Below are 13,292 nucleotides of genomic sequence, written 5' to 3'. Positions count from 1 at the left end.
TAGATGGCTATGCCGCTCCGCCAGACCATCCGGGTCGGGACTTACCTTTTTGAACAGAAGGTGCTCAGGAAGCGCGAGAAGTTTCCGCTCATCGTCGAACTCGAACCGCTCTTCGCGTGCAATCTCGCCTGCGAGGGATGCGGGAAGATCCAGCACCCGGCGGGGGTGCTGAAGCAGCGCATGCCGGTGGCGCAGGCGGTGGGCGCGGTGCTGGAGTCCGGCGCCCCGATGGTGTCCATCGCAGGTGGCGAACCGTTGATGCACCCGCAGATCGACGAGATCGTCCGCCAGCTCGTCGCCAAGCGGAAATATGTCTTCCTGTGCACCAACGCGATGCTGCTGCGCAAAAAGATGGAGAAGTTCACGCCGTCGCGGTATTTCGCTTTCGCGGTGCACATCGACGGAATGCGTGAGCGGCACGACGAATCCGTCGCGAAGGAAGGCGTCTTCGACGAGGCGGTGGCGGCGATCAAGGAAGCCAAGCGCCGCGGATTCCGGGTCACCACGAACTCCACCTTCTTCAACACCGACACCCCGCAGACCATCATCGAGGTCCTCAACTTCCTCAATGACGACCTCCAGGTCGACGAAATGATGCTGTCGCCCGCCTACGCCTACGAAAAGGCCCCCGACCAGGAGCACTTCCTGGGCGTCGAGCAGACCCGGGAGCTGTTCAAGAAGGCGTTCGCCGGCGGCAACCGGCGCCGCTGGCGGCTCAACCACAGCCCGCTCTTCCTCGACTTCCTGGAGGGCAAGGCGGACTTCCCGTGCACGGCCTGGGCGATCCCCAACTACTCGCTCTTCGGCTGGCAGCGGCCCTGCTACCTGATGAGCGACGGGTACGTCCCGACGTACAAGGAACTCATCGAGGAGACGGACTGGAGCAAGTACGGCCGGGGCAAGGACCCGCGCTGCGCCAACTGCATGGCGCACTGCGGCTACGAGCCGACCGCCGTACTGGCCACGATGGGATCCCTGAAGGAGTCCCTGCGGGCCGCCCGGGACACCGTCGGAGGAAACCGCACATGAGGTGAGAAGCGGGTGGGCTCCGGTGGCGGACCCACCGGCGCCCCGGACCTGCCGGTGGCGACGCGGCCGCGATCGCGTCGTCCACCGGCGCGGGCGGGGCGCTCGTCAGCTGAACCAGTAGAGGGGGAGTGATCCATGACCATGCTGGAGCACATCCGGCAGCCGCGTGACCTCAAGGCGCTCGCGGTGGACCGGCTGGACGAACTGGCCCACGAGATCCGCACGTTCCTGGTGCAAGCGGTCGCGCGTACCGGCGGCCATCTGGGCCCCAACCTGGGTGTGGTCGAGCTGACCATCGCCCTGCACCGTGTCTTCGACTCGCCGGCCGACCGCATTCTCTTCGACACCGGCCATCAGTCGTATGTGCACAAGCTGCTCACGGGGCGTCAGGATTTCTCGAAGCTGCGGGCGAAGGGCGGTCTGTCGGGCTACCCGTCGCGTGCGGAGTCCGAGCACGACGTCATCGAGAACAGCCATGCCTCGACGGTGCTGGGCTGGGCTGACGGTCTGGCCAAGGCCAATCAGGTGCGCGGCAAGGACGACCACGTCGTGGCGGTGATCGGGGACGGTGCGCTGACCGGCGGCATGGCCTGGGAGGCGCTGAACAACATCGCCGTCGCCAAGGACCGCCCGCTGATCATCGTGGTCAACGACAACGAGCGCTCCTACGCGCCGACCATCGGCGGTCTGGCCGACCACCTCGCCACGCTGCGCACCACCGATGGCTACGAGCGTTTCCTGGCCCGCGGCAAGGACATCCTGGAGCGCACCCCGGTCGTCGGCAAGCCGCTCTACGGAAGCCTGCACGGCGCCAAGAAGGGTCTGAAGGACTTCATCGCCCCGCAGGGCATGTTCGAGGACCTCGGCCTGAAGTACATCGGCCCGATCGACGGCCACGATATCGCCGCCGTCGAGTCGGCGCTGCACCGCGCGGCCGGCTTCCACGGCCCGGTGCTGGTGCACTGCCTCACCGAGAAGGGCCGCGGCTACCGCCCGGCCCTGGAGGACGAGGCGGACCGCTTCCACACCGTCGGCAAGATGGACCCGCTCACCTGCGAGCCCGTCGCGCCGCCCGCGGCACCCACCTGGACCTCCGTCTTCGGTGACGAAATGGTCCGCATCGGTGCCGAGCGTGCGGACGTCGTCGCACTGACCGCGGCGATGCTGCAGCCGGTCGGACTCGGGAAGTTCGCCGCGGCGTACCCGGACCGGGTGTGGGACGTCGGGATCGCCGAACAGCACGCCGCGGTGTCCGCGGCGGGGCTGGCCACCGGCGGGCTGCACCCCGTCGTCGCGGTCTACGCGACCTTCCTCAACCGCGCCTTCGACCAGGTCCTGATGGACGTCGCGCTGCACCGGTGCGGTGTCACCTTCGTTCTGGACCGGGCCGGTGTCACGGGCACCGACGGCGCCTCCCACAACGGCATGTGGGACATGTCGATGCTGGGTGTCGTCCCCGGGCTGCGGATCGCCGCGCCCCGTGACGCCGAGCAGCTCCGCGCCGAGCTGCGGGAATCCCTGGACGTCGACGACGCGCCGACCGTCATCCGGTTCCCCAAGGAGTCGGTGGGCGAGCCGATCGCGGCGGTCGACCGGATCGGGGGCGTCGACGTCCTGCGCCGCGCCGACCGGCCGGATGTGCTGCTGGTCGCCGTCGGCGTGATGGCGCCGGTATGCCTCGACGTCGCCGACCTGCTCGCGGCGCGCGGCATCGGCGCGACGGTCGTCGACCCGCGCTGGGTGAAGCCGGTGGACCCCGCCATCCCCCAACTCGCCGCCGCACACACAGTGGTGGCCGTCGTGGAGGACAACAGCCGCAACGGCGGCGTGGGTTCCGCGATCGGCAGCGCGCTGCGCGACGCCGAGCTGGATGTGCCGCTGCGCACCTTCGGTATCCCCGAGCAGTTCCTGGCGCACGGCAAGCGCGGCGAACTGCTGGCCGACATCGGGCTGACCCCGGCCGAGATCGCCGCCGGGATCGGCGCCGTACCGGCCCTGCATCGGATCAGCGCCGTGCCGGCCCCCAAGGCGAAGCCGGCCCCTAAGGAGAAGCAGCCGTGACCGGATTCGACCTCGCCGAACTGCTCGCCGCGCGCGGCGGCGAGCGCTACGACCTGCATGCCCGCCACCTCAACCACCAACTCCCGCGCATGCTGCACACCATCGGCTTCGACAAGGTCTACGAGCGCGGCGAGGGCGCCTACTTCTGGGACACCGACGGCCAGGACTACCTGGACATGCTCGCGGGCTTCGGCGTGATGGGACTCGGGCGGCACCACCCGGTCGTCCGGAAGGCGCTGCACGACGTGCTGGACGCCGGCCTGGCCGACCTCACCCGCTTCGACTGCCAGCCGCTGCCCGGCCTGCTCGCCGAGAAGCTGCTGTCCTACGCGCCGCACCTCGACCGGGTTTTCTTCGGCAACAGCGGGACCGAAGCGGTGGAGACCGCCCTGAAGTTCGCCCGCTTCGCCACGGGCAGACCGCGCGTTCTGTACTGCACCCACGCCTTCCACGGCCTGACCACCGGCTCGCTGTCCGTCAACGGCGAGGACGGCTTCCGCGACGGCTTCGCCCCGCTGCTGCCGGACACCGCCGTCGAGATGGGTGACCTGGACGCGCTGGAGCGGGAGGTCAGGCGCGGCGATGTGGCGGCGCTGATCGTCGAGCCGATCCAGGGCAAGGGCGTGCTGCCCGCCCCGCCCGGATACCTGCGCGCCGCCCAGGAGTTGCTGCACCGGCACAAGGGCCTGCTGATCGCCGACGAGGTGCAGACCGGCCTCGGCCGCACCGGCGACTTCTTCGCCTACCAGCACGAGGACGGCGTCGAACCGGATCTGGTGTGTGTGGCGAAGGCGCTGTCCGGCGGCTACGTCCCGGTCAGCGCGACGCTCGGCAAGGACTGGATCTTCAAGAAGGTCTACTCCTCCATGGACCGGGTCCTGGTGCACTCCGCCAGCTTCGGCTCCAACGCCCAGGCGATGGCGGCCGGCCTCGCGGTGCTCGGCGTCATGGAGGACGAGGAGATCGTTGCCAACGCCCGGCACACCGGCGACCTGCTGCGCACCCGACTGGCGGCCCTCACCGACAAGTACGAGCTGCTGCACGACGTCCGCGGCCGCGGCCTGATGATCGGCATCGAGTTCGGCCGGCCCTCGTCGCTGGGCCTGCGCAGCCGCTGGACGATGCTGCAGGCGGCCCGCAAGGGCCTGTTCGCGCAGATGGTCGTGGTGCCGCTGCTCCAGCGGCACCACATCCTGACCCAGGTCTCCGGAGACCATCTGGAGGTCATTAAGCTGATCCCGCCGCTGACCATCGGTGAGCGTGAAGTAGACCGGTTCGTCGAGGCGTTCACCGCCGTCATGGACGACGCCCACGGTGGCGGCGGCCTGATGTGGGACTTCGGGCGGACGCTGGTCAAGCAGGCGGTCGCCAACCGGTGACGAGGCTGCGGGGGGACGGATGGTCGCCGCGACGACGGTGCGGGCCGTCAACGACATCACGGGGCGCTGGGCACGGGCGGCGGTGGGGGAGCGCGGCACCGTTCTGACGGCGGCCGGTGTGTGGCCGTTGCAGGCGCTGCTCGCGGGACCGGCGGCCGGACCGGCACGCGCCGAACTCGCCGCCGCGCTCGGCCTCGACGCGGAGCACGCCCCGCGCGAAGGCCGCGATCTGCTGGCCGCGTGCCGGGCGGCGGAGGGCGTCGACGCGGCGGTGGGGCTCTGGACCCGGCGGTCCCTGGCGCTGCGCCCGGACTGGTTGGCCGGACTGCCGCCGGGCTCGCACGGCGAGCTGACCGGGGACGCCGGCGCGGACGAGGAAGCGATGCACGCATGGGCGCGGCGGCACACCGACGGGCTGATCGAGCGGATGCCGGCGCGCGTCGACCCGGAGACGCTGCTCGTGCTGGCGAGCGCCCTGCTGGTGCGTACGACCTGGCAGGAACCGTTCGGCGAGTATCCGCTCAGGGTCGTCGAAGGGCCATGGGCAGGGCGGGAGTTGACGGGTCTCGGCCGCTCCGGCACGAACGCCGAACAGGTGCGCGTCCACACCACACCGGCCGGTCCGCTGACCGCGGTGGAGGTCGCGGGGGACAGCGGTCTGGACGTGCATCTCCTGCTGGGGCCCCCGGACATGTCGGGCGGTGCGGTGCTGTCCCATGGTGTGGCGGCGCTGGCCGGGGCCTATGCGACGGTCTCGGGAGCCGGGCTCGCCGAAGGGGCCGGGCCGGGGCTCGGCGTGACGACCGTGCCGAGTGAGGACGGCGTGGCACGGGTGCAGCTGACCGCGGCACGCTTCACCGTGGACGCGGAACACGATCTCCTGGAGAGGGCGGAGCTCTTCGGGCTCGCCGCCGCCTCCGACACCTCCCGGGGGCACTTCCCCGGGATCAGCGAGCAGCCGCTGGCGGTGTCGGCCGCACGGCAGAGCGCTACCGCGACCTTCGGCCCGCTCGGTTTCCGGGCGGCCGCCGTCACGGTGGTGCCCGCCGCCGCGGGGTCGGTGCCGCGGACGCCGCCGCACCGGGCGCTGTGCGTGTCGGCCCGCTACGACAGGCCCTTCGGCTTCCTCGCGGTGCACCGGGCGTCCGGGCTGGTGCTCGTCGCGGGATGGGTGACGGACCCCGACCTGTGGCCGGGGTTCGCGGCGGCCTGGTGACGGGCCGGACAGCTCCGTCGTCCCCCGGCGCTCGCCGCGCGGCTCACCCGGTCAGGAGGTCAAGAGCTCACCGGATCAGCCGGTCAGCAGCTGGGCACGCAGCCGGTCGCGCGTCGTTTCGGTCAGCTTCAGGCCGTCGGTGAGGTACTCCTCCGTGGAGCCCCAGGTCTGGTGGATCGCGTCGAAGGCGGCCGCCAGGTAGTCGGTGTGCGCCCCGAAGAGCGGCGAGAGCAGCTCCATGACCTCCGGGGACATCCCGACCGCGGAGCTGTCGGAGCGACGGATCTTGTAGCGCCGGTGGGGGTCGTTGGACTTGAGGTAGTCCGCCTCGATGGCGTCCCGCTCCACGCCGACCGCCAGCAGCGTCACGGCGACCGACAGGCCGGCGCGGTCCTTGCCGGCCGCGCAGTGCATCAGTGCGGGCAGGCTGTCCTCGGCCAGGGCGTGCAGCAGCCGACTGTGGTCCTCGGTGCGGGTGGTGATGATGTGGCGGTAGGTCTGCGCCATACGTGCCGCGGCCTTGCCGTCACCGAGTGCGGTCCGCAGCTGGTCCAGCTCGCCGTCGCGCACCATCGTCCAGAATTCGGCGCCGTCAGCCGGGTCCGTCAGCGGAATGTTCACGTTCCGCACGCCGGGGAGGGCGACGTCCGGGCCCTCCAGCTTGATGTCCGCGGCATTGCGGAAGTCGAAGACGGTGTGCAGACCGAGGCCGGCGAGAAACGCGGCGTCCTCTTCCGTGGCGTGCGCGAGGTGGCCGCTGCGGAACAGCCGGCCCTCGCGGATGCGACGCCCGTCCTTGGTCGGGAGCCCGCCCACGTCGCGGAAGTTGCGCACCTCCGTGAGTTCGGTCTCGGTCGACGGGACCTGCGGCGTCTGCTGCGTCACGGGCGCTCCTCGGGGTCGGCCGCCGACGCTGCTCGTCGACGAGGCGGGGCAACTTCGACGATACGACATTCATGCAATAGGCAATCAGGACACGATGGGCGCTAAATGCGACGCCTGGTCGCGCGGCGACAGATTTCCGCCCGATCGGTGGGCACCAGCTGATCGATCGTTATTCCGACTTGAGAAGAATTTGACCGGGTGGCATTAATCACCCCACGTCAACCCCTGGTTACGGTGGCGTAAGTCACTTCTTTGGGTGAAGTATGTCCTGACGTGGCAGACGATTCGAAGAACACCAGCAACGGCGCGCACGGCGCCATCGGGTCGTACGCAGCCGTCGGGGACAGCTTTACCGAGGGGGTCGGGGATCCCGGGCCTGACGGGGCGTACATCGGTTGGGCGGACCGGCTAGCGGTCCTGCTGTCGGACCAGCGGGACGAGGGGGACTTCCGCTACGCGAACCTCGCCGTCCGGGGGAGGCTCCTCGACCAGATAGTCGAGGAGCAGGTGCCCCGGGCGAAGGAGCTGGCTCCCGCCCTGGTGACGTTCTGTGCCGGTGGTAATGACATCCTGCGGCCCGGTTCCGATCCCGACGCGGTCGCCGAGCGCTATGAGGCCGCGGTCGCCGATCTGCGGGAGACCGTCGGCACGGTCCTGCTCTGCACCGGCTTCGACACCCGCGACATCCCCGTGCTCAAGCACCTGCGGGGCAAGATCGCGACCTACACGGCGCATGTCAGGGCCATCGCGGACCGTCACGACAGTCCGGTGCTCGACCTGTGGTCGCTGAAGTCCGTCCAGGACCGGCGGGCGTGGAGCAATGACCGGCTGCACCTGTCCGCCGACGGCCATACCCGTGTCGCGCTGCGCGCGGGGCAGGTGCTCGGTCTCCAGGTGCCCGCCGATCCGGACCAGCCCTGGCCCCCGGAGGCGGAGCGGTCGCCCGCCGCGGCGCGGCGCGACAACATCCACTGGGCGCGGGAGTATCTCGTGCCCTGGATCGGGCGCCGGCTGCGGGGCGTGTCCTCCGGTGACCATGTGGAGCCCAAGCGGCCCGACCTGCTGCCGCTCTAGGGCGGCCACGGCGACGGAGACGGCCGCGGCCGCGATCGCGAGGTCCGAGGGCGCCGGCCGGGCTGACGCTGCCCGGCTTCCTCGACGTCGCCTGATCGGGCGGGGTGGCTTCCGGGCCGCTGAGCGCTCGGGGCCCGGCCGTCCGGCGGACCCGACGAAGCGGAGATCGCTGCGTACCGGGACGTCGGTCATCGCCTCACGCATCTCACGGAGGCGGGGATCGACGTCCTCACGGGCGAGGCGCACCGGCACACGTCGGCTGGTCGTCGCTCGTCACCGATGGCATGGGTAGGGCGCGCGGAGGTCGCGCACTGTCCGGCGGCGTGCCGCGTGCCGTTGCCCCAGCCTTCGCCCCGAGGGCGGCCTGCCGGCCCGTGGGGGAGGTCTCCACGTGAGCCTCGCAGGGGGCAAGAAGCAGTTCAGTCCACGTCTGAGGTGTAGGGCAGGTCGGCCCAGACGACCCGGCCGGGGCCTGTCGCGTCGAGCCGGGTGCCCCAGCGCTCGGACAGCGCGCCGACGAGGAACAGGCCGCGCCCGCACTCCTTGTCCACGCTGCCGGGCTGTGCGTGCGGCGCCGAAGCCTGCGGGCCGCCCTGGTCGGTGATCTCTATGCGTATGTGCGCACCGGCCAGCCTCAGTTCACATCCGACCTTCTCGCTGTCGGTGTGCCGAATCGCGTTGGTGATCAGCTCCGAAACGACCAACTCCACATCGTCACGGACCTGTTGGCGCGCGCCCCAGGCGCGCAGCAGGGCCGTGACGCGTCTGCGCGCCTCGGGTACGGACGTGCGTCGCGCCGGGAGATGGAACGCGTCCTGGGGGTGCTCGGCGACGGAGCCGCCACAGCGCCCTAACGAAGAAGCGTTGTCGGAGGAAGCCACTCCGTAACTATGTGCGATGTCGGTCGCCGATGGCAAGGATCATTCTGTAATTTGCAGAATCGCAGAACGCAGTCTGTCGCCGGTGCTGACGACATGACACACTGCTGATTCCTGAAGCTGGTTGGAGGAGATCGGACGTGGCGGATCCACGGTCGGCGGGTGCGCCGACCGTCCTGCGGGTGGTGCTCGGGAAGCGACTGCAGGACCTGCGCGAAAAGGCGGGACTGTCCTTCGAACGGGCCGCGGAGGCCCTCGATGTCACCCACGCCACGATTCGGCGCATGGAGAAGGCCGAGGTCGGTCTCAAGCTTCCGTACGTCGAGAAGCTGCTGGCGACCTACGGCGTACGCGACCAGGACGAGATCGAGGGCTTCCTCTCCCTCGCGCGGGAGGCCAACCGCCCCGGCTGGTGGCACAACTTCCGGGACGTCCTGCCCGAGTGGTTCAGCGCGTTCGTCAGCCTGGAGAGCGAGGCCAACCTCATCCGGGCCTACCAACCCCACTACGTACCGGGCCTGTTGCAGACCGAGGACTACGCCGCCGCCGTGCTGCGGGCCGGCATGCCGCACGCTCCCGCCGCGGACATCGACCGCATCGTCGCGCTGCGCCTGGAGCGGCAGGCCCTGCTCACCCGCGAGAACGCGCCGATGCTGTGGGTGGTCATGGACGAGACCGTCCTGCGGCGTCCCATCGGCGGCTCCGCGGTCATGCGCGACCAGATCACCCGGCTGATGGACGCCACGGCCCTGCCCAACGTCCGGCTGCAGATCGTGCCGTTCGCCGCCGGCCCGCACCCCGCCATGTACGGGCCCTTCCACCTCTTCCGTTTCCCGATCCCGGAGCTCCCGGACATCGCGTACGCGGAAAGCCTCGTCGGAGCCGTGTACTTCGACCAGCGCAACGACGTCTCGCAGTTTCTGGAGGCCCTGGACCGGATGTGTGCGCAGGCCGCGCCGGCACACACCACCGAGGCCCTTCTGGGTGGCTTTCGCAAGGAGATCTGAACCATGGATCGCATACGCATCTACAACGGCATGCCCGCCAAGGAACTGGGCAACGACGGCTGGCACAAGCCGTGGAGCGGGGGGAACGGCGGCGAGTGCGTCGAGGCCATGAGACTGGGGGACGGCCGGGTGGCGCTGCGGCAGTCGACCGACCCGGACGGTCCGGCGCTGATCTACACCCACCGTGAAATCGTGAGTTTCATCGAGGGCGCGAAGGCCGGCGAAGCCGACTTCCTGCTCTCCGCGCCGTGTCGGCGCCCCGAACGGAGGACGGCGTGAGCGAACAGGACAGCGCCCGGCAGGCCACCGGCCCGCAGGGCTCACCGGGAGCGGAGCACTCGGGGTTCTCCGTGGCGGACATCGACACCAGCCGGCCGCACCCCGCCCGGATGTACGACTACTACCTCGACGGCTGGGACAACTACGAGGTCGACCGGGTGGCCGCCGAGCGCGTTATCGAGGTGCACCCCCAGATACGGCTCAGCGCCCGCGCCAACCGGGCCTTCCTGCAGCGGGCCGTGCGTGCCCTGATAGCCGGCGGCATCCGCCAGATCATCGACATCGGCACCGGCATCCCGACCTCGCCCAACACCCATGAGGTGGCCCGCGAGGTCGCGCCCGACACCCGCGTGGTCTATGTCGACAACGACCCCATCGTGGCCACCCACGCCGGGGCGCGGCTCACCAACACCGAACGCACCGGATTCGTGCTCGGTGACGTCCGCGACCCGAAGGCGATCCTCGACCACCCGGTCGTCCGGGAGCTGATCGACTTCGATCAGCCGGTGGCGCTGCTGCTCGTCGCCGTCCTGCACTTCGTCCGGGACGACGAGGACCCCGCGGCGATCGTCGCCACCCTCGCCGACGCGCTGCCCGCGGGCAGCCACATCGTCCTGTCGCACGCCACCGGCGAGCCCTACGAGGACTACGCCCCGGGCCGGACCGACGTCCAGGCGCGCGACGGCGTGGTGAACGTCTACCGCAGCGCCACCGCCAGCCTCAACCTGCGGTCGAAGGCCGAGATCGAGCCGCTCCTCGGGCCGTTCACGGTGCTGGACCCGGGGATCGTACGGGTGTCGCTGTGGCGGCCCGACGGTGCGGTGCCCGGCGCGAAGGAACTCAACGACACCATCTTCTACGGCGCGGTGGGCCGCAAGGACTGACCGGCCGGCGCCCCGACGACGGGCGCCTCAGGCGGCCGGCTCGGCGACCTGCGCGTCCAGGGCCGCGCAGAGCCAGTCGTGGGCCGCGCCTGCGGTCGGCTGCGAGGGGTCGGTCAGTTCGGCGGTGAGGTGCCAATAGCGGTCGATACGCGGGTCCGCGGCCAGCATCCCGCTGAGCCGGCGCCGGAAGGCCGGGGTGTCGCGCGTGCCGGCCGAGTGGGCGTAGGCGGCGACGAAGCAGTCGAGGGCCTGACCCTCGTGCGGCGCCCGGTGCGTGAGGAGCGGGGGCGAGGCCAGCGCGTACGCCTCGATGAGACCGTCGTAGAGCACGGTCGGCCGGTAGCCCTCGTCGCGCCGGTGCGCCGTGGGCTGGTGTTGCCCGCGGCCGCCGTGGCAGGGGCCGGAGACGAAGGCGTGCAGGCGGGCGAAGGTCAGTACCTGCGCGGGGGTCGGGTCCGCGGGGGGCTGCGGCACGGCGTGTTCGATGATCGTGGAGGTCAGCCGGGCCGGGAGCCGCGGGGGCAGCCACTGCCTCCAGAATCGCGCCAGCGGGGCCGTGCTGGGGGGAGTCGACATGCCGCCGATGAGGCGCAGCCGGGCGGCGCGGTCCTCGGGGGCGCAGTCCTGGAGGAGGTGGAGGGCGGCCTCCCGCCAGCGCAGGGCCGCCATCCGCGTACCGAGTTCCCGCAGTTGTCCCGCGATGACGTCTTCCAAGGCCCCCTCCTCGTCGAGGACCCTGCCCACATCCGGGACGGGGAGGTCGAGAGTGCGCAGGGAGCGGATCATGCGGAGCCGGTCGAGTGCCTCGGGGCCGTACCGCCGGTGGCCACCGGCGCTGCGCGCGGCTTCGGGCAGCAGACCGCGGTCGGAGTAGAAACGGACTGTCTTGACGGTGACGCCCGCCTGCGCGGCGAGCTCCCCGATGCTCCACATGCTGTCAGCGGACACGGCTTGAACCTCCCTCAGGGGGAGTTCCTAGCGTATCGGCGAGCGCGGAGGGCCGGTGCGTCCGGTCCCGCGGACCATGGCAGGCGAGGAGAGCTACATGACGGCATTCGTATTGGTGGCGGGCGCCCACACCGGCGGCTGGGTGTGGCGGGAAGTGGCCGCCGGGCTGCGGGAGTCGGGGGCCGAGGCGTACCCGGTGACGCTCTCCGGCATGGGGGACGGGGGTGGTCCGGCGGGCCCGGACACCGACCTGGAGACGCACATCGCGGATCTGGTGCGGCTGATCGACGGGCTGGAGGCGCCGGAGGTGGTGCTCGTCGGGCACTGCTACGGCATCCACCCGGTGCTGGGCGCCGCCGACCGGCGCCCGCAGCGGATCGCCCGGGTCGTCCATCTGGATGTCGGGGTGCCCCAGGACGGTGACCCGGCCCTGGGGCTGGTGCCCGACCAGGAGCTCCGCGAGCGGCTGCTGACGCAGGCCGACCCGGCCGGGGACGACTGGCGGATCGCCCCGCCGTCGCCCGACGAGTGGGAGCGCTGGGGCAGCACCACCGGAGTCCCGGCGGAGTCCCTGGCGGAGCTTGCCCGGCGCGCCGCACCGCAGCCGCGGGCGACGCTCACCCAGCCGCTTCAACTCAAGCGACCCGAGGCCGAGTTCCCGGTGACCGGTGTTCTCTGCACCGCCAACGGGTCGAGCATCGCCCTGGTCCAGACCCTGGTGGGGCTGGGGGATCCCCGCCTCAAGGCGCTCACCGACCCCCGGGTGAGCTTCTTCGATCTCCCCACCGGGCACTGGCCGATGCTCTCCTCCCCTGACGAACTGACCGATGTACTCCTGCGGGCCGCCGCGGGAGAGGGGCACCATCTCTCCGCGGCGGCGAGCGAGCAGCCCGCGCACCTCCGGCCCTTCCTCATGGACGTTCCGGAGCGGCCCCGTGAGCGGGTGGGGCGGATCGATCTCTACCTGCCCGACGCGGACCGGCCCCGTCCGGCGGTGGTGTTCGTCCACGGCGGCCCCGTTCCAACCGGCGTGCGGCCGACGCCGCGGGACTGGCCGGCCTTCGTCGGCCACGGCCGACACCTGGCGCATCGGGGAGTGGTGGGCGTGACGCTGGACCACGGGCTGCACGACCTCGCCGACTACGGGCGCGCCGCCGAGGACCTCGCCGCAGCGGTCGAGCGCGTACGAGCCGATCCGCGGGTCGACGAAGACCGCGTCGCGCTCTGGTTCTTCTCCGCCGGCGGCCTGCTGTCGGCGGACTGGCTCGCGGCGCCCCCGCCCTGGCTGCGCTGTGTGGCGGCGAACTATCCCGTCATGGCGCCCCTGCCGAACTGGGGCCTCGCCGCTTCCCGTTTCCGCCCCGCGGCGGCGGTGCGTACCGCGGGTCGGCTGCCGATCGTGCTGACCCGGGTGGGGCAGGAGCTCGCCGAAATCGCGGCGACCGTCGAGGAGTTCCTGACCGCCGCCGAGGAGTGCCGTGCCGATGTGGAGGTGATCGATCTGCCGCTCGGGCACCACGGCTTCGAGACGATCGACCACACGGAGGAGGCGCGCCACGCCGTGGAACACGCGGTGGGGTCCGTCCTCGCGCACCTGAACGGCTGACCCGTCCCGTGGCGGCCCGCCCCTGGGAGCGGGCCGCCAGGGTGGC

General features: G+C 71.2%; 12 protein-coding genes. 9 read left to right on the top strand and 3 right to left on the bottom strand.

Going from position 1 to position 13,292, the window contains the following annotated elements; genetic code table 11:
• Window positions 1-3 precede the first annotated feature (3 nt).
• The 4 genes from hpnH to QOM21_RS06710 all read left to right on the top strand — a co-directional run bounded on the left by hpnH (window position 4) and on the right by QOM21_RS06710 (window position 5,685).
• Window positions 4-1,029 (top strand): adenosyl-hopene transferase HpnH, encoded by a 1,026-nt coding sequence (hpnH, locus tag QOM21_RS06725; protein WP_393891591.1) that lies wholly within the window; start codon window positions 4-6, stop codon window positions 1,027-1,029.
• A 135-nt stretch (window positions 1,030-1,164) separates the two neighbouring features.
• Window positions 1,165-3,090, top strand: coding sequence for a 1-deoxy-D-xylulose-5-phosphate synthase (gene dxs, locus QOM21_RS06720; RefSeq protein ID WP_407548821.1), 1,926 nt, complete (start codon window positions 1,165-1,167; stop codon window positions 3,088-3,090).
• Complete coding sequence (locus QOM21_RS06715; RefSeq protein WP_407548820.1) at window positions 3,087-4,469, top strand: aspartate aminotransferase family protein; 1,383 nt, start codon at window positions 3,087-3,089, stop codon at window positions 4,467-4,469. The genes dxs and QOM21_RS06715 overlap by 4 nt, the downstream gene beginning before the upstream one ends.
• A gap of 19 nt (window positions 4,470-4,488) precedes the next feature.
• Window positions 4,489-5,685 carry a serpin family protein gene (locus QOM21_RS06710; protein WP_407548819.1) on the top strand — a complete coding sequence of 399 codons (1,197 nt, stop codon included), beginning with the start codon at window positions 4,489-4,491 and terminating at the stop codon, window positions 5,683-5,685.
• A gap of 75 nt (window positions 5,686-5,760) precedes the next feature.
• On the opposite strand, the gene QOM21_RS06705 is transcribed toward QOM21_RS06710, so the two are convergent.
• On the bottom strand, window positions 5,761-6,570 hold the full coding sequence (locus QOM21_RS06705) for a tyrosine-protein phosphatase (protein ID WP_407548818.1): 810 nt from the start codon (window positions 6,568-6,570) through the stop codon (window positions 5,761-5,763).
• A gap of 273 nt (window positions 6,571-6,843) precedes the next feature.
• Here QOM21_RS06705 and QOM21_RS06700 point away from each other — a divergent pair, with 273 nt between their 5' ends.
• Window positions 6,844-7,644, top strand: coding sequence for an SGNH/GDSL hydrolase family protein (locus tag QOM21_RS06700; RefSeq protein WP_407548817.1), 801 nt, complete (start codon window positions 6,844-6,846; stop codon window positions 7,642-7,644).
• 419 nt (window positions 7,645-8,063) lie between these two features.
• Here QOM21_RS06700 and QOM21_RS06695 read toward each other — a convergent pair whose 3' ends face one another.
• Window positions 8,064-8,525 (bottom strand): ATP-binding protein, encoded by a 462-nt coding sequence (locus tag QOM21_RS06695; RefSeq protein ID WP_407548816.1) that lies wholly within the window; start codon window positions 8,523-8,525, stop codon window positions 8,064-8,066.
• A 137-nt stretch (window positions 8,526-8,662) separates the two neighbouring features.
• Here QOM21_RS06695 and QOM21_RS06690 point away from each other — a divergent pair, with 137 nt between their 5' ends.
• The 3 genes from QOM21_RS06690 to QOM21_RS06680 are packed head-to-tail and all read left to right on the top strand — an operon-like array spanning window position 8,663 to window position 10,692.
• Entirely contained in the window at window positions 8,663-9,529 is an 867-nt protein-coding gene (locus QOM21_RS06690; protein WP_407548815.1) for a helix-turn-helix domain-containing protein, read from the top strand.
• Between the two features lie 3 nt (window positions 9,530-9,532).
• Window positions 9,533-9,808: a DUF397 domain-containing protein gene (locus QOM21_RS06685; protein WP_393891583.1), complete on the top strand. Its 276-nt coding sequence runs from the start codon at window positions 9,533-9,535 to the stop codon at window positions 9,806-9,808.
• Entirely contained in the window at window positions 9,805-10,692 is an 888-nt protein-coding gene (locus tag QOM21_RS06680; protein WP_407548814.1) for an SAM-dependent methyltransferase, read from the top strand. Before QOM21_RS06685 ends, QOM21_RS06680 begins: the two co-directional genes overlap by 4 nt.
• Window positions 10,693-10,719: 27 nt before the next feature.
• Here QOM21_RS06680 and QOM21_RS06675 read toward each other — a convergent pair whose 3' ends face one another.
• On the bottom strand, window positions 10,720-11,640 hold the full coding sequence (locus QOM21_RS06675; RefSeq protein WP_407548813.1) for a MerR family transcriptional regulator: 921 nt from the start codon (window positions 11,638-11,640) through the stop codon (window positions 10,720-10,722).
• Between the two features lie 97 nt (window positions 11,641-11,737).
• On the opposite strand from QOM21_RS06675, the gene QOM21_RS06670 reads away from it, so the two are divergent.
• Window positions 11,738-13,246 (top strand): alpha/beta fold hydrolase, encoded by a 1,509-nt coding sequence (locus tag QOM21_RS06670; RefSeq protein WP_407548812.1) that lies wholly within the window; start codon window positions 11,738-11,740, stop codon window positions 13,244-13,246.
• The last annotated feature ends 46 nt before the right edge of the window (window positions 13,247-13,292 follow it).

The sequence above is a fragment of the Streptomyces sp. Pv4-95 genome, from assembly GCF_045782725.1.
Classification (GTDB): domain Bacteria; phylum Actinomycetota; class Actinomycetes; order Streptomycetales; family Streptomycetaceae; genus Streptomyces.
The sequence above is the reverse complement of the archived record's forward strand: the minus strand, read 5'-3'. Positions and strand labels throughout refer to the sequence as shown.

Bases quoted from the DNA above. Each gene is read 5' to 3' on its own strand.
- hpnH (WP_393891591.1), top strand. From the start codon at position 4: ATGGCTATGCCGCTCCGCCAGACCATCCGGGTCGGGACTTACCTTTTT.
- dxs (WP_407548821.1), top strand. From the start codon at position 1,165: ATGACCATGCTGGAGCACATCCGGCAGCCGCGTGACCTCAAGGCGCTC.
- QOM21_RS06710 (WP_407548819.1), top strand. From the start codon at position 4,489: ATGGTCGCCGCGACGACGGTGCGGGCCGTCAACGACATCACGGGGCGC.
- QOM21_RS06685 (WP_393891583.1), top strand. From the start codon at position 9,533: ATGGATCGCATACGCATCTACAACGGCATGCCCGCCAAGGAACTGGGC.
- QOM21_RS06670 (WP_407548812.1), top strand. From the start codon at position 11,738: ATGACGGCATTCGTATTGGTGGCGGGCGCCCACACCGGCGGCTGGGTG.